The sequence below is a fragment of the Variovorax boronicumulans genome, from assembly GCF_029892485.1.
GTDB classification, from domain to species: domain Bacteria; phylum Pseudomonadota; class Gammaproteobacteria; order Burkholderiales; family Burkholderiaceae_C; genus Variovorax; species Variovorax boronicumulans_B.
In genome coordinates this window covers 278,920-293,634 of sequence record NZ_JARXVG010000001.1, presented here as the reverse complement: position 1 = coordinate 293,634, position 14,715 = coordinate 278,920, and the positions used below count along the sequence as shown (strand labels likewise).

Genomic DNA, 14,715 nt, shown 5'->3' with positions numbered 1-14,715 from the left:
GCGAGAATGGCTGCGCCCATGCCCTACGCCCACCTCGACTACGCCTTGGCCCTCGTCGCCGCGCTATGGATCGCGCTCGCCGTCGACCGCTGGCTCGGTGAGCCGCCCTCGGGGTGGCATCCGGTGGTGTGGATGGGCAAGTACCTCGGCCGGGTCGGTTCGGCGCTTGCGCCCCGGCCGCGGCAGGCGAAGCGTGTGGACCTGCCGGTCTTCTTCATGGGGGCGTTGACCTGGTGCGTGGGCGCGCTGTGCGCGTGGGCTGTGGGCTCCTGGCTGCAGGGCGTCGTGACGCAATGGCTTCCCGTCTGGGCCGTGGCATTGCTGCTGGGCCTGCTTCTCAAGCCGCTCTTCGCATGGCGCATGCTGCGCGACGAGGTGCTTGCGGTCGAAGCGGCGCTGGGCATTTCGCTCGATGCGGGGCGCGCGCAGCTGGGACGCCTCGTGAGCCGCGATGTGAACCTGCTCGACGAGCGCCAGGTGCGCGAGAGCGCCATCGAATCGCTGGCCGAGAACCTCAACGATTCGTTTGTCGCGCCCGTGTTCTGGTTCGTGCTGTTCGGCCTGCCCGGTGCAGCGCTCTACCGTTTCGCGAACACCGCCGACGCGATGTGGGGCTACCGCGGCGAGCGCGGCGGACGCGACTGGACCTGGTTCGGCAAATGGGCCGCGCGCGCCGACGACCTGCTCTCGTGGCTGCCGGCGCGGCTCACCGCGTTGCTGCTCGCGCTGGCGGCGCTGCGATGGCCTGTTGGCCTTGCGCGCGAGGCGCGCCGCACACCGTCGCCCAACAGCGGCTGGCCGATGGGCGCGATGGCGCTGCTGCTCGGCGTGCGCCTGGCCAAGCCGGGTGTGTATGCGTTGAACGGGGAAGGGCGGGTGCCCACCGCGGCCGACATGCAGCGCACGGCGCAGCTGGGTGGCAGGGCCGTGGTGGTGTGGACGGTGCTTGCATCGCTGGCCATCGTTGCGGCTGTTGGCGTGAGCTGGGGATGACGTTGGAATCGCAGGGCACCTTCATGCATGGCGGGCCGGACGAGGCCGGCGCTGCGCTGCACGACTTCTCGACCAATGGCAATGCCGTCGGCGCATGCCCGGCTGCGGTTGCTGCGTTGCGTTCGGCCGATGCGGCGCACTATCCCGATCTGCGCTACACGTCGTTGCGCGCACGGCTCGCCGCCTATCACGGCGTGACTGCCGAACGCATCGTGATTGCGGCAAGTGCCAGCGAATTCATCCACCGCATCAGCGCCGCCGTTGCGCAGGGCGGTGGCAGGCAGGTCTGGCTGCCGGCGCACAGCTACGGCGACTACGAGCGTGCGGCTCTGGCGTGGGGGCTGCAGGTGTCGCGTGCGCCCGAGCCGCATGAGGGCGCGGCGCTGCGTTGGTGCTGCGAGCCATCGAGTCCGTTGGGGCAGGCGCAGGTCGATCTCGCGTTGCATGCGCAATCCGACAGCACCTGCGTTCTCGACATGGCCTACGAACCGCTGCGCCTCGAAGGCCATGCATCGCTCGATAGCGCGCAGCGCAACCGCGTCTGGCAGCTGTGGACACCGAACAAGGCCATGGGCCTCACCGGCATCCGAGCCGCCTACGCGATCGCGCCCGACGACGCTGCTGCTGCGCCCCTGATGCAAAGGCTCGAACGACTTGCACCGTCATGGCCGCTCGGCACCCATGGCGTGGCACTGCTCCAAACCTGGACCGGCGACGAAGCACAAGCCTGGCTCGCCCAAAGCCTGCAGACCTTGCGCACCTGGAAAGCCCGGCAGCGCACGCTCTGCGAATCGCTCGGCTGGTGCTGTTTGCCGAGCGATGCCAACTTCTTCTGCGCCCGCACCGGCACCCCGTACCCCCGGCTGGCCGCAGCCTTGCGCGCCGACGGCGTCAAGCTGCGCGACTGCGCCTCCTTCGGCCTGCCGGGCCATGTGCGCCTGGGCGTGCTGCCGCCGCAGAGCCAAGAGGCGCTGAAGCAGGCCTGGACACGCGCAGCCGCTTGCCCCGAAGATTGAAAACATGCTCTACGCCATCACCTCGCTTTTCCTTTGCCAGCTGGCCGGTGAACTGCTCGTGCAGTGGCTAGGCCTGCCGATCCCCGGTCCGCTGATCGGCATGGTGCTGATGTTCATCGCGCTGCTCGTGCGCGGCAGCGTGCCGCAGGTGCTGACCGACACCTCGGGCCACCTGCTGCGCAACCTGATGCTGCTGTTCATTCCCGCCGTGACCGGCGTCATGCTGCATTTCGAGCGGGTGGGGCGCGAGTGGCTGCCGTTCCTGGCGGCCGGCATCGTCGGCGCGGCCTTCACGATGACCGTCACCGCGCTCGCCTTCCGCTGGATGATCCGCATCACCGGAAAGAACGCCGAATGAGCGCGCCGGCGAAGCTCTCCGAGATCTGGGTCTTTCTTGCGCAGTCGCCGCTGCTGTGGCTGTCGCTCACGCTGCTCGCTTATCTGGGCGCGCTGTGGCTGCACAGGCGCAGCGGTGCGAACCCGGTGGTCAATCCGGTGTTGATCTCCGTGGTCGTCATCGTGACGGTGCTGCTCGTCACGCGCACGCCCTACGACACGTATTTCGAAGGCGCGAAGTTCGTGCATTTCCTGATCGGCCCCGCGACCGTGGCGCTGGCCGTGCCGCTCTACGGCCAGATCGCGCGGCTGCGGCGCTTGTGGCTGCCGATCGGCGTCGCGCTGCTGATGGGCTCCGTGGCGGCCATTGTCTCGGCCATCGGCATCGCGTGGGCGCTGGGCGGATCGCACGAGCTGATCATGTCGCTCGCGCCGAAGTCGGCCACCATGCCCATCGCGATGGGCGTGGCCGAGAAGATCGGCGGCCTGCCGTCGCTGGCCGCGGTGGCGGCAGCGGTGGCCGGCATCTCGGGCGCGATCATGGCCACGGGCCTCTTGAACCTGCTGCGCATCAAGGAGCCCGCGGTGCGCGGCTTTGCAGTCGGCATGGCGGCGCACGGCATCGGCACCGCGCGGGCCATCCAGGTGAACGAGACGGCCGGCGCGTTCTCGGCGCTCGCGATGGGGCTGAACGGCATCGCGACGGCGCTGCTGGTGCCGTTGCTGGTCAGGCTGCTGGGCGCCTGAGCTGTATCGCCTGCGCGCCGCCGTCCGGGATTGCAAACCAACAACTGCAACGGAGAACGAAGACATGTCCGAATACACCGCAGAAGTCCTGTGGCAACGAGGCGACCAGGATTTCCTGGCCAACACCTACAGCCGGAGGCACTCGTTGCGCTTCGACGGCGGCGCGGAATGGGCGGGCTCCTCGTCGCCGCACGTGGTGCCGCTGCCGTTTTCCGATGCGTCGGCGGTCGATCCGGAAGAGGCCTTCGTCGCGTCGCTCTCGAGCTGCCACATGCTCTGGTTCCTGACGATGGCGGTGAAGCGCAAGTTCTGCGTCGACCGTTACTTCGATGCGGCCACCGGCGTCATGGAGAAGAACGCGGAAGGCAAGATGGCGATGACCGTGGTCACGCTGCGGCCCGAGGTGGCGTTCTCGGGCCAGAACCTGCCGACGCGCGAGCAGATCGAGCACATGCACCACCGGGCGCATGAGGAGTGCTTCATTGCGAATTCGGTGAAGACCGAGGTGCGCTGCGAGCCTGTGTATCCGGCCGCGTAGCGCGCGGCGGGCGTTTCAGCGGCGCTGCAGCCGCGGATTCTTGGCGAACAGGTCCGCCGCCCAATCCACGAACGCCCGCACCTTCGCACTCAGGTGGCGGTTCGGCGGATACACCACATGAATCGGCAACGGGTCGCGGCTCCAGTCGGGTAGCACCTCGACCAACTCGCCGCTTTCCAGATGCGGTTCCGCCATGAAGGTGATGCACTGCGAAATGCCGAAGCCGCCCAGCACCGCCGCCATGTGGGCGTTGCTCTCGTTCACCGACACCCGGTACGGCCCGTTCAGTTCGATGCGCTCGTCGCCCTTGTGGAACTCGTGCGGATAGATGCGCCGCGTGGTGCCCGAGAAGTAACTCACCACGGTGTGCCGCTTCTCGATGTCGTTCGGATGCTGCGGTGCGCCATAGCGCTTGATGTAGGCAGGCGAGGCCACCGTCACGAAATGCAGCGTGCCGATGCGCCGGGCCACCAGCGACTGGTCGCTGAGTTCGCCTGCGCGGATCACGCAGTCGACGTTGTCGCTGATCAGGTCGACGGTGCGGTCGCTCACGCCCAGGTCGACCTGGATGTCGGGGTAGCGGTCGCAGAAGCTGGCGAGGTTGGGCAGGATGATCTGCCGGGCCACCGACGTGCCGACGTCGATGCGCAGCCGCCCTGTGGGGCTGGCCTGCGCATTGGTCATGCTGGCCTCCATCTCGTCGAAGTCGTTCAGCAGGCGTGCGGCGCGTTCGAAGTAGGCCGCGCCGTCGGGCGTGACGGTCACGCGGCGGGTGGTGCGGTTGAGCAGCTTCACCCGCAGGCGCGATTCCAGCGCCTGGATCTGCTTGGTGACCGTGCCTTTGGGCAGGGCGAGCGAATCGGCGGCACGGGTGAAGGTGCCGGCTTCCACGACGCGGACAAAGATCCGCATTGCCTGGATCTGATCCATTGAATGCCTGTTCTGGAACCCGGCCCACGCCGGAGGGAGGCGGATTCTCACACAGGGAGCCCAACCCCCCGTGGCATACGGATTGTTAGCCGTTTGGAAACAGAGTGGGGTCAGGTTGCCTGTTTCATGCCACACAGGGCGCCTTATATTTCAACCATCGCCCATCCCCCTGAGGTCGCCCATGTCACCCGTTCCATCGTCCCGTTCTGCCGAAGCTGCCGCTGCTGCCGCCGCGGTGCAAGGCGTGGAAGCCGATCTGTCGATCGAGCTGCCCGGTCGCGAACCGGTGGCCGCCCGTGTCTACGGGCAGCGCGCCAAGGGCGACACAGCGCCGCTGGTGCTGCATTTCCATGGCGGCACCTTCGTGTGCGGCGGCCTGGACAACGGGCGCAACGTGGCCCGGCTGCTGGCCGGCTCGGGTGCCGTGGTGGTCTCGCTGGCCTACCCGCTGGTGCCGTTCCCCGAGCCCATCGAAGTCGGCTATGCCGCTCTCGAATGGCTCTACAAGCAGCGCACCAAGCTCGGCGGCAAGGGCTCGCTGGTCTATCTGGCCGGCGAGGAAGCCGGTGGCAACCTGGCTGCGGCAGTCGCGCTGATTGCCCGCGACCGGGCCCATCCGCCGCTGGCAGGCCAGATCCTGCTGTCGCCCATGCTCGACCCCTGCGCAGGCACGGCGTCGCTGCGCAGCGCGACCAACGACGAAGCCGAATGCCGCTGGGCCACCGGCTGGCAGAAGTACCTGAGCTGCCCGTCGAACGCGATGCACCCGTATGCGGTGCCCAGCGGTTCGCTGCGCCTGGCCGCCCTGGCACCGGCCCTGGTGCTGGTGGGGCAGGACGACGCGATGCGCGACGAAGCCATGACCTTCGCGGGCCGGCTGCGCGCAGCCGGCATCGAGGTCACCAGCAACGTGCTGCCCGGCGCGGCGAACTGGCCCAAGGCGCTGTACGACCCTGAGAACGCAGGGTGCAGGGACTGCGCGGCCAACGTGCAGCAGCACTTTCGCGAGTTCTTCAGTGCCACGACGCCACCTCCAGCGGCGCCCGAGCCCAGCTAGACCCGCAAGAGTCAGCACCACCCACTGACAGCCGCCGCCTCCCCTGAGGCGGGCGTCCGGCCCCTCTTTTCCCTGAAATCCGCCTCCTGTCGCCAAAAGCGACGGGGTGGCCTGTCGCATCCCAAAAAGTCATCGAGAAGGACGAAACATCATGTCGAACAACGAACAACAAAAGCTGTCTTCCGCCGCCCGCAAGGGCCTGTGGCCCGCCCTGACCGGCCTCACCGCACTGCTGGCGGTGGCCGCGGCGGTGGTGGGCATGTACAGCTTCAAGGCCGAGGCCACCGCGCCCGTGGCTGCGCAACAGGGCACCCCGGTGTCGGTCGCGACCGTCGCATCGAGCGAGATCAATGCGTGGGACGAGTTCTCGGGCCGGCTCGAAGCGGTCGAGCGCGTCGATGTGCGATCCCGCGTGGCGGGCGCCGTGCAGGCGGTGCACTTTCGCGAAGGCGCGCTGGTCAAGCAGGGCGACCTGCTGATCACCATCGACCCGGCACCGTATGCCGCCGAAGTGGAGCGTGCCGAAGCGCAGGTCGCCTCGGCGCAGGCCCGCCAGGCATTCAGCCGCAGCGAGCAAGAGCGCGCCAAGCGCCTGTGGGACGAGCAGGCCATCGCCCAGCGCGAGCTCGACGAGCGCGTGAACGCCGGCCGCGAAGCCGAAGCCAACTTGCGCGCCGCACAGGCTTCGCTGCAGACCGCGCGCCTGAGCCTGGGCTACACCCAGGTGCGGGCGCCGGTGTCCGGCCGCATCGGCAAGCTCGAAGTGACGGTGGGCAACCTCGTCGCCGCGGGCCCCGGCGCACCGGTGCTGACCACGCTGGTGTCGGTGAGCCCGATCTACGCGAGCTTCGATGCCGACGAGCAGGTCGTCACCCGCGCCCTGAAAGACCTGCCGGCCAACGCCGGCGCACGCGGCCAGATCGACACGATTCCCGTGCAGATGGGCACCGCCGGCCTGGAGGGCACGCCCTACACCGGCAAGCTGCAGCTGATCGACAACCAGGTCGATGCCAAGAGCGGCACCGTGCGCGTGCGCGCCTCGTTCGACAACAAGGACGGCGCGCTCATCCCCGGCCAGTTCGCCCGCATCCGCATGGGCCAGGCGCGCAACGACACGGCGCTGCTCGTGAGCGAACGCGCCATCGGCACCGACCAGAACAAGAAGTTCGTGATGGTCGTGGGTGAAGACAACAAGGCGGTCTACCGCGAAGTGGCGCTCGGCGCTTCCATCAACGGCCTGCGGGTCGTGAGCAAGGGCCTGAAGGCGGGCGATCGCGTGGTGGTCAACGGCCTGCAGCACATCCGCCCGGGTGCGCTGGTGGTGCCGCAGCAAGTGACCATGGACGCCAAGGCCGACGCCGCCAAGCAACAACAACCGGAACGCGTGGCGGAAGCCGCGAAGTCCTGATTTCGGAGGAGGGCGCCTTGGCGTCCACCGGAGAACCAACATGAATCTCTCTAAATTCTTCATCGACCGGCCGATCTTTGCCGGCGTGCTGTCGCTATTGATGCTGATAGCCGGCCTGATCGCGCTGCGCGGGCTGCCGATCTCGGAGTACCCGGAAGTCGCGCCGCCTTCGGTGGTAGTGCGCGCCCAGTACCCGGGCGCCAACCCCAAGGTGATCGCCGAAACCGTGGCCACGCCGCTCGAAGAGCAGATCAACGGCGTCGAAGGCATGCTCTACATGGGCAGCCAGGCAACGACCGACGGCGTGCTTACGCTCACCGTCACCTTCCGCCTGGGCACCGACCCCGACAAGGCGCAGCAGCTGGTGCAGAACCGCGTCTCGCAAGCCGAGCCGCGCCTGCCCGAGGAAGTGCGGCGCCTGGGCATCACGACCGTCAAGAGCGCGCCCGACCTGACGATGGTGGTCCACCTCGTCTCGCCGAACAACCGCTACGACATCAACTACCTGCGCAACTACGCGGTGTTGAACGTCAAGGACCCGCTCGCGCGCATCGAAGGCGTGGGCCAGGTTCAGATCTTCGGCGGCGGAGACTACTCCATGCGCGTCTGGCTCGACCCGCAGAAGGTCGCGCAGCGCGGCCTCTCGGCGAGCGATGTGGTCGCTGCGATCCGTGGCCAGAACGTGCAGGCCGCGGCCGGCGTGGTCGGCGCATCGCCGGGCCTCTCGGGCGTGGACATGCAGCTCTCGATCAATGCGCAAGGGCGCCTGCAGAGCGAGGAAGAATTCGGCGACATCATCGTCAAGAGCGGCACCGACGGCGCCGTGACCCGGCTGCGCGACATCGGTCGCCTGGAGATGGGCGCCGCCGACTACTCGCTGCGCTCGCTGCTGAACAACGACCCGGCCGTCGGCATGGGCGTGTTCCAGGCACCGGGCTCCAACGCGCTCGACATCTCGTCCAACGTGCGCAAGACGATGGCCGAGCTCAACAAGAACATGCCCGAAGGCCTGGAATACCGCATCGCCTACGACCCGACGCAGTTCGTGCGTGCGTCCATCGAATCGGTGATCCACACGCTGCTCGAAGCCATCATGCTGGTGGTGCTGGTCGTGATCCTGTTCCTGCAGACGTGGCGCGCGTCGATCATTCCGCTGCTGGCCGTGCCGGTGTCGGTGATCGGTACCTTCGCGGTGCTGCACATCCTCGGTTTCTCGATCAACGCGCTGAGCCTGTTCGGGCTGGTGCTGGCCATCGGCATCGTGGTGGACGACGCCATCGTGGTGGTGGAGAACGTCGAGCGGAACATCGAGGCCGGATTGACGCCGCGCGAGGCGACGTACCGCGCGATGCGCGAAGTGTCCGGACCCATCATCGCGATCGCACTGGTGCTGGTGGCCGTGTTCGTGCCGCTGGCTTTCATCAGCGGCCTCACGGGCCAGTTCTATCGCCAGTTCGCGGTGACCATCGCGATCTCGACGGTGATCTCGGCGATTAATTCGCTGACGCTGTCGCCGGCTCTTGCGGCACTGCTGCTGCGCGGCCATGACCAGCCCAAGGACGCGCTGACGCGCGGCATGGACAAGGCCTTCGGCTGGCTGTTCCGCGGCTTCAACCGGCTGTTCCATCGCGGTTCGGAGGCCTACAGCGGCGGCGTGAAGAACGTCATCTCGCGCAAGGCGCTGATGCTGGCGATCTACGTCGCGCTGATCGCGGTGACCTTCGGCCTCTTCAAGGCGGTGCCCGGCGGCTTCGTGCCGGCGCAGGACAAGCAATACCTCATCGGTTTTGCCCAGCTGCCCGATGGCGCCACGCTAGACCGCACCGACGAAGTGATCCAGCGCATGGGCGAGATCATGAAGAAGAACCCGAACGTGGAAGACGCCATCGCCTTCCCGGGCCTGTCGATCAACGGCTTCACCAACAGCTCCAACTCGGGCATCGTGTTCGCCACCCTCAAGCCCTTCGACCAGCGCAAGCGCCCCGACCAGAGCGGCGGTGCGGTGGCCGGGCAACTCAACGGTGCCTTCTCGAGCATCCAGGACGCGTTCATCGTGATGTTCCCGCCGCCGCCGGTGGCGGGCCTGGGCACCACGGGTGGCTTCAAGCTGCAGATCGAAGACCGTGCATCGGTCGGCTACGACCAGATGGACCAGGCAGTGAAGGCCTTCATGGCCAAGGCGCAGGCAGCGCCGGAGCTCACGGGCATGTTCACGAGCTGGCAGGTCAACGTGCCGCAGCTGTACGCGGACATCGACCGCACCAAGGCCCGCCAGCTCGGCGTGCCGGTGACGGACATCTTCGACACGATGCAGATCTACCTGGGTAGCCTGTATGCCAACGACTTCAACAAGTTCGGCCGCACGTATTCCGTGCGTGTCCAGGCCGATGCGCCTTACCGCGCCCGTGCCGAAGACGTGGGCCTGTTGAAGGTGCGCTCCACCTCAGGCGAGATGGTGCCGCTGTCCGCGCTGATGAAGGTGAATTCGACCTTCGGCCCGGAACGCGCCATGCGCTACAACGGCTACCTCGCCGCTGACATCAACGGCGGCCCGGCTCCCGGCTACTCGTCGGGCCAGGCGCAGGACGTGATCACCAAGATCGCGGCCGAGACGCTGCCCAAGGGCGTGAGCTTCGAGTGGACCGAGCTGACCTACCAGGAAATCCTGGCCGGCAACTCCGCCTTCCTGGTGTTCCCGCTGGCCATCCTGCTGGTGTTCCTGGTGCTGGCTGCCCAGTACGAGAGCCTGACGCTGCCGATCGCCATCATCCTGATCGTGCCCATGGGCATCATGGCCGCGATGGCGGGCGTATGGATATCGGGAGGTGACAACAACGTCTTTACGCAGATCGGGCTGATCGTGCTGGTGGGGCTGAGTGCGAAGAACGCGATTTTGATCGTGGAGTTCGCACGGGAGCTGGAGTTCGCCGGACGCACGCCCATCCAGGCCGCGATCGAAGCGAGCCGCCTGCGCCTGCGTCCGATCCTGATGACCTCGCTCGCCTTCGTGATGGGTGTGCTGCCCCTCGTGCTCTCGACCGGCGCGGGTTCGGAGATGCGCAAGGCCATGGGCGTGGCGGTGTTCGCCGGAATGATCGGCGTGACGGCCTTCGGCCTGTTCCTGACGCCGGTGTTCTATGTGCTGCTGCGGCGCCTGGCGGGCAACAAGCCGCTCAAGCTGCATGGCGAAGTGCCGCATGGCGAGGAGTTCGTCTCGGCCAACCATCCCGCGCCTTCGCACGGTGGTTCCGGCGGTGGCGGGCTGCACCCGGTGCCGGCCTCGCCGCGTCCCTCGCACGAGTCGCATGACTGATCGCCTGACCGATCGAGAAGAAAGTTCATCATGAAATTCGCATTCCAACCCTTGGTCCGCAACGCACTGCTGCCGCTGGTCGCCGCCCTGGCGCTGGCCGGCTGCGCGACGGTCCCCTCCGGCGTGCCGGAAATCCAGACCACGGCCCAGTTCAAGGAGCAGGGCGCCACGCCGCCCGCCGGCTTCACGAAGGCACTGCCTTCTGAAGCACAGGCACGCGGCGCCTGGTGGCTGGCTTTCAACGACCCGGTGCTCAATGCGCTGGTCGAGAAGGCCGACGTCAACAACAGCAACATCCAGGGCGCCGCGGCCCGGCTGGCCGAGGCCCGTGCGCTCGCACGCAGCGCCAACGCCGACCGGCTGCCGCAGATCGGCCTGGGCGCGGGCGCCAACCGCGGCGCGGGACTGGACAAGGCGACGGCCAGCACCAAGCCCGGCACGATGACCAACATCGGCGCCACCTTCTCCTACGAGGTCGACCTGTTCGGCCGCCTCTCGGGTGCCAGCAACGCGGCCAAGCTCGATGCGGTCGGCCGCGAAGGCCTGCTGCAGAGCACGCGTCTCGCGGTGCAGGCCGAAGTGGCCCAGACCTATCTGCAGCTGCGCGCGCTCGATGCCGAACGCGCACTGATGCGCGAGACGGTCGAGGCCTACAGCGACACGCTGCGCCTCACGCAGCGTCGCCAGGCAGCCGGCGATATCGCCGAGCTCGACGTGGCGCGGGTGCAGACCGAGGTGTCGTCGACCGAATCGGATGCGCTGGCGCTCGACCGCCAACGTGCCCAGGTCGAGCATGCGCTCGCGGTGCTGGTGGGCGATTCGGCCTCCAGCTTCGGCGTGCGCACCGACGAATGGGCGACCGCGCTGCCGGCCATTCCGCCGGGCGTGCCGGGCACGGTGCTCACGCGCCGGCCCGACGTGTCGGCCGCGCAGAACGCGGTGCTGGCAGCACAGGCCCGCGTGGGCGTGGCGCAGACCGCGTGGTTCCCGGACATCTCGCTGACCGGCGCCGCCGGCTACGCCTCGCCCGAGATCGGCGATCTCTTCAAGTGGTCGGCCCGTTCATGGGGCGTGGGTGCGCTGCTGTCGCTGCCGATCTTCGACGGCGGCCGCCGCGAGGCCGGCGTGCAGGGCGCCAACGCCCAGCTCGATGGCGCGATCGCCAGCTACCGCACCCAGGTGCTGGTGGCGTTCCAGGAGGTCGAAGACCAGCTGGCGGCGATCCGCATCCTGCAGGAGCAGTCGGTGGTGCAGGCCAAGGCGGTGTCGTCGGCGCAGCGGGCCACGAGCCTGTCGGACACGCGCTATCGCAATGGCTATATCAGCCAGCTCGACCTGCTGGATGCACGCCGCAGCGAACTGCGCAACCGGCGCCAGGCGCTGCAGGTGAAGTCGGCGCAGTACCAGGCGGCCGTGGGCCTGATCCGCGCCATCGGCGGCAGCTGGGAGGTGCCGGCCGCGACGGCGTCGGCGCCTGGCTCGGCTACGCAGAAGGTCGCGACGCGCTGATCTTCTGGAGTTCCGCAACGCCCAGGGCCAAGGCGTTGGAGTGGCTGGTCTGCGGCCTGGCCGCCGAGCGATACACCCGGTAGTCGAGGGTGTCGTGCAGGTCGTGCACATCGGAACGGCCGCTGTTGTCCAGGGCTTCGAGCAGGGTCCAGTAGAACTGGCCCGGCTCGCGTTCCTCGACGGTGAGCGCCAAATCGTTGAGGGCTGGCATGGGGGCGGGGTCGCAATGCATTGATAGGCCTTGTATACGGATAAACGACAGCCCCGGATTCAAAATGCAACCGCCTCCCCGGCGGCCCGCGTGAAAGATGCCGCAGTTCTGCCACCCGATTCGGGCGGCTCCGGCGCTCAACGACAATTCGCCGCATGAGTTCAACGGCGAAAAACAGGCCGGCGCGGTGCGTCATGGTCTTGGGCACCACCAGCGGAGCCGGCAAGAGCTGGCTGGCCACGGCCCTGTGCCGCTGGTATGCGCGGCAGGGGCTCAAGGTGGCGCCCTTCAAGGCGCAGAACATGAGCAACAACGCCCGCGTGGTCGATGGCGGCGAGATCGGCAGTGCCCAGTACTTCCAGGCCCTGGCCGCCAACGCCGTGCCCGACGTGCGCATGAACCCGCTGCTGCTCAAGCCCGAGCGCGACACCCACAGCCAGGTCGTTTTGATGGGGCAGGTGAGCGAGACGCTCTCGGCCTTGCCCTGGCGCGGGCGCAGCGAACGCGTGTGGCCGCAGATCGCCGGGGCGCTCGATGAATTGCGCGCCGAGAACGATGTCGTCGTGATCGAGGGCGCAGGTTCGCCGGCCGAGATCAACCTCATGGCCAGCGACATCGTCAACCTGCGCGTGGCTCGACACGCGGAGGCCCGCTGCCTGCTGGCCACCGACATCGACCGGGGCGGCGCCTTCGCCCACCTCTACGGCACCTGGGCGCTCTTGCCCGAGGCCGACCGCGCGCTGCTGCACGGCTTCGTGCTCAACAAGTTTCGTGGCGATGCCTCGCTGCTGTCGCCCGCACCCGAGAAGTTGCAGGCACTGACCGGCGTGCCCACCGTCGCAACGCTGCCGATGTGGTGGCAGCACGGCCTGCCCGAGGAAGACGGGGTGTTCGACGACCGCAGCCGCGCGAGCGGTACCGTCACGCGCACGGTCGCGGTGGTCGCCTATCCGCGCATCAGCAACCTGGACGAATTCCAGTCGCTCAAGAACGTGCCCGGCGTTCGGCTGCTCTGGGCGCGCACGCCTGCCGACGTGGCCGGCGCCGACTGGATCGTGCTCCCCGGTTCCAAGCACACGAGCGGCGACCTGGCCTGGCTGCGCGCGCAGGGGCTGGACAGTGCCGTGGCCGCGCACGCGGCGCGGGGCGGCGTGGTGCTGGGCATCTGCGGCGGGCTGCAGATGCTGGGCGAGGCGCTGGTCGATCCGTATGGCATCGACGGCAACGCGCCGGGCCTCGGCCTGCTGCAGCTGGTGACCGTGTTCGAGCGCGAGAAGACCGTGCGCCACCGCGCGGCCACCTTCGGCACGCTGACCGGCGACTGGGCCGCCCTGTCGGACGTGCCGATGACGGGCTACGAAATTCACCACGGCCAGACGGCCGAACACCCCCAGTTGGCGCACGACGGCCACGCCGTGATGCCCGACGGCCTCGCCTGGCAGAACACGCGCGGCAACGTGCTCGGGCTGTACCTTCACGGGCTGTTCGAGGATGCCGCGGTGCTGCACGCGCTGTTCGGCGCCGCGGCTCCGACACTCGACAGCACATTCGACGGCCTGGCCGATTTCATCGACACCCATTTCGACGCCGGCGTTCTTGCCGGCCTCATTGCATGAACGACACCATTCCCTCCATCTCCGACATCACCGACGCGGCACTCACGGCTCGCCTGCAAAGCGCGATCGACAACAAGACCAAGCCGCTGGGCGCGCTCGGCAAGCTCGAAACGCTGGCCCTGCGGATCGGCACGATCCTGGGCAGCGAAGCGCCGGTGCTCGAGGCGCCGCAGATGCTGGTCTGCGCTGGCGATCACGGGCTGGCGGCCCGCGGCGTCTCGGCATTCCCGAGCGACGTGACCTGGCAGATGGTCGAGAACTTCCTCGCCGGCGGCGCAGCGGTCAGCGTGCTGGCAAGACAGCACGGCCTCGCGCTGACGGTGGTCGATTGCGGCGTGCGCCGCGACTTCCAGCCTCGTCCGGGGCTGGTGTCGCGGCGGATTGCGGCGGGGACGGCGGATGCGTCGGCCGGCCCTGCGATGACGGCCGATCAATGCGCGCATGCCATCGCCAACGGAAGAGATGTGGTGCACGTGCTGCCGGGCAACGCCTTGCTGCTCGGCGAGATGGGCATCGGCAACAGTTCGTCGGCGGCGTTGCTCTTGTCGCGGCTTGCAGGGCTGGACATTGGCGCGTGCACCGGTGCCGGCACCGGTCTCGATGCGGCGGGGCTCGCGCGCAAGCGGGATGTGCTGCGTGAAGTGCTCGCTTTGCATTCGACTGCAACGGCGCCGCTCGACGCGCTGGCCGCGTTCGGCGGCTTCGAAGTCGCCACGCTCGTCGGCGCGGTGCTGCAGGCGGCGGAAGAACGCCGCGTGATCGTGGTCGATGGCTTCATCGCCAGTGCCGCGGTGCTGGTCGCAGAGGCGCTGCAACCGCATGTGACGCAGCGCTGCGTCGCCGCGCACAGCTCGGCCGAGCCGGGTCATTCGCTGCTGCTGAAGCACCTCGGACTCGAGCCCCTGCTGAACCTGGACCTGCGCCTGGGCGAAGGCTCCGGCGGCGCGCTGGCCTGGCCGCTGCTCGAATCGGCTTGCCGCATCCTGCGCGAGATGGCGAGCTTCGAGGCGGCGGGCGTGTCGCGCAAGGACGCCTGAGACG

General features: G+C 68.2%; 13 protein-coding genes. 11 read left to right on the top strand and 2 right to left on the bottom strand.

The features are described 5' to 3' along the window. Nucleotides 1-18 precede the first annotated feature (18 nt). The 5 genes from cbiB to M2282_RS01385 all read left to right on the top strand — a co-directional run bounded on the left by cbiB (nucleotide 19) and on the right by M2282_RS01385 (nucleotide 3,630). Nucleotides 19-993, top strand: a complete 975-nt coding sequence (cbiB, locus tag M2282_RS01405) for an adenosylcobinamide-phosphate synthase CbiB (RefSeq protein ID WP_280807013.1) — start codon at nucleotides 19-21, stop codon at nucleotides 991-993. Beyond that, nucleotides 990-2,009 carry an aminotransferase class I/II-fold pyridoxal phosphate-dependent enzyme gene (locus tag M2282_RS01400; RefSeq protein WP_280807012.1) on the top strand — a complete coding sequence of 340 codons (1,020 nt, stop codon included), beginning with the start codon at nucleotides 990-992 and terminating at the stop codon, nucleotides 2,007-2,009. Before cbiB ends, M2282_RS01400 begins: the two co-directional genes overlap by 4 nt. Nucleotides 2,010-2,013: 4 nt before the next feature. Then, nucleotides 2,014-2,367: a CidA/LrgA family protein gene (locus tag M2282_RS01395; protein ID WP_280807011.1), complete on the top strand. Its 354-nt coding sequence runs from the start codon at nucleotides 2,014-2,016 to the stop codon at nucleotides 2,365-2,367. Continuing rightward, nucleotides 2,364-3,092, top strand: coding sequence for an LrgB family protein (locus M2282_RS01390; protein WP_280807010.1), 729 nt, complete (start codon nucleotides 2,364-2,366; stop codon nucleotides 3,090-3,092). The genes M2282_RS01395 and M2282_RS01390 overlap by 4 nt, the downstream gene beginning before the upstream one ends. Nucleotides 3,093-3,156: 64 nt before the next feature. After that, a complete protein-coding gene (locus M2282_RS01385; protein WP_280807009.1) occupies nucleotides 3,157-3,630 on the top strand; it encodes an OsmC family protein in 474 nt (157 codons plus the stop codon). A gap of 15 nt (nucleotides 3,631-3,645) precedes the next feature. Here M2282_RS01385 and M2282_RS01380 read toward each other — a convergent pair whose 3' ends face one another. Continuing rightward, nucleotides 3,646-4,560: a LysR family transcriptional regulator gene (locus M2282_RS01380; RefSeq protein WP_280807008.1), complete on the bottom strand. Its 915-nt coding sequence runs from the start codon at nucleotides 4,558-4,560 to the stop codon at nucleotides 3,646-3,648. A 181-nt stretch (nucleotides 4,561-4,741) separates the two neighbouring features. On the opposite strand from M2282_RS01380, the gene M2282_RS01375 reads away from it, so the two are divergent. The 4 genes from M2282_RS01375 (at nucleotide 4,742) to M2282_RS01360 (ending at nucleotide 11,847) form a co-directional block, all read left to right on the top strand. Continuing rightward, nucleotides 4,742-5,617 carry an alpha/beta hydrolase fold domain-containing protein gene (locus tag M2282_RS01375; RefSeq protein ID WP_280807007.1) on the top strand — a complete coding sequence of 292 codons (876 nt, stop codon included), beginning with the start codon at nucleotides 4,742-4,744 and terminating at the stop codon, nucleotides 5,615-5,617. 151 nt (nucleotides 5,618-5,768) lie between these two features. Next, on the top strand, nucleotides 5,769-7,025 hold the full coding sequence (locus M2282_RS01370; protein WP_280807006.1) for an efflux RND transporter periplasmic adaptor subunit: 1,257 nt from the start codon (nucleotides 5,769-5,771) through the stop codon (nucleotides 7,023-7,025). 40 nt (nucleotides 7,026-7,065) lie between these two features. Continuing rightward, nucleotides 7,066-10,338 (top strand): efflux RND transporter permease subunit, encoded by a 3,273-nt coding sequence (locus M2282_RS01365; protein WP_280807005.1) that lies wholly within the window; start codon nucleotides 7,066-7,068, stop codon nucleotides 10,336-10,338. Nucleotides 10,339-10,368: 30 nt separating this feature from the next. Further along, nucleotides 10,369-11,847, top strand: coding sequence for an efflux transporter outer membrane subunit (locus tag M2282_RS01360; RefSeq protein ID WP_280807004.1), 1,479 nt, complete (start codon nucleotides 10,369-10,371; stop codon nucleotides 11,845-11,847). Here M2282_RS01360 and M2282_RS01355 read toward each other — a convergent pair. Continuing rightward, nucleotides 11,822-12,058, bottom strand: a complete 237-nt coding sequence (locus M2282_RS01355; RefSeq protein ID WP_280807003.1) for a hypothetical protein — start codon at nucleotides 12,056-12,058, stop codon at nucleotides 11,822-11,824. The genes M2282_RS01360 and M2282_RS01355 overlap by 26 nt on opposite strands. Nucleotides 12,059-12,213: 155 nt before the next feature. On the opposite strand from M2282_RS01355, the gene M2282_RS01350 reads away from it, so the two are divergent. Both M2282_RS01350 and cobT read left to right on the top strand, forming a co-directional pair. Then, nucleotides 12,214-13,674: a cobyric acid synthase gene (locus tag M2282_RS01350; protein WP_280807002.1), complete on the top strand. Its 1,461-nt coding sequence runs from the start codon at nucleotides 12,214-12,216 to the stop codon at nucleotides 13,672-13,674. Further along, the gene (gene cobT / locus M2282_RS01345; protein ID WP_280807001.1) at nucleotides 13,671-14,711 is read left to right on the top strand and encodes a nicotinate-nucleotide--dimethylbenzimidazole phosphoribosyltransferase; all 1,041 of its coding nucleotides are present in this window, start codon (nucleotides 13,671-13,673) and stop codon (nucleotides 14,709-14,711) included. Before M2282_RS01350 ends, cobT begins: the two co-directional genes overlap by 4 nt. Nucleotides 14,712-14,715: the final 4 nt, after the last annotated feature.

Excerpts from the sequence above, each read along its gene's own strand:
- M2282_RS01380 (WP_280807008.1), bottom strand. The coding sequence starts at position 4,560 with ATGGATCAGATCCAGGCAATGCGGATCTTTGTCCGCGTCGTGGAAGCC.
- M2282_RS01395 (WP_280807011.1), top strand. The coding sequence starts at position 2,014 with ATGCTCTACGCCATCACCTCGCTTTTCCTTTGCCAGCTGGCCGGTGAA.
- M2282_RS01385 (WP_280807009.1), top strand. The coding sequence starts at position 3,157 with ATGTCCGAATACACCGCAGAAGTCCTGTGGCAACGAGGCGACCAGGAT.
- cobT (WP_280807001.1), top strand. The coding sequence starts at position 13,671 with ATGAACGACACCATTCCCTCCATCTCCGACATCACCGACGCGGCACTC.
- M2282_RS01350 (WP_280807002.1), top strand. The coding sequence starts at position 12,214 with ATGAGTTCAACGGCGAAAAACAGGCCGGCGCGGTGCGTCATGGTCTTG.
- M2282_RS01400 (WP_280807012.1), top strand. The coding sequence starts at position 990 with ATGACGTTGGAATCGCAGGGCACCTTCATGCATGGCGGGCCGGACGAG.
- cbiB (WP_280807013.1), top strand. The coding sequence starts at position 19 with ATGCCCTACGCCCACCTCGACTACGCCTTGGCCCTCGTCGCCGCGCTA.
- M2282_RS01365 (WP_280807005.1), top strand. The coding sequence starts at position 7,066 with ATGAATCTCTCTAAATTCTTCATCGACCGGCCGATCTTTGCCGGCGTG.
- M2282_RS01360 (WP_280807004.1), top strand. The coding sequence starts at position 10,369 with ATGAAATTCGCATTCCAACCCTTGGTCCGCAACGCACTGCTGCCGCTG.
- M2282_RS01355 (WP_280807003.1), bottom strand. The coding sequence starts at position 12,058 with ATGCCAGCCCTCAACGATTTGGCGCTCACCGTCGAGGAACGCGAGCCG.
- M2282_RS01390 (WP_280807010.1), top strand. The coding sequence starts at position 2,364 with ATGAGCGCGCCGGCGAAGCTCTCCGAGATCTGGGTCTTTCTTGCGCAG.
- M2282_RS01370 (WP_280807006.1), top strand. The coding sequence starts at position 5,769 with ATGTCGAACAACGAACAACAAAAGCTGTCTTCCGCCGCCCGCAAGGGC.
- M2282_RS01375 (WP_280807007.1), top strand. The coding sequence starts at position 4,742 with ATGTCACCCGTTCCATCGTCCCGTTCTGCCGAAGCTGCCGCTGCTGCC.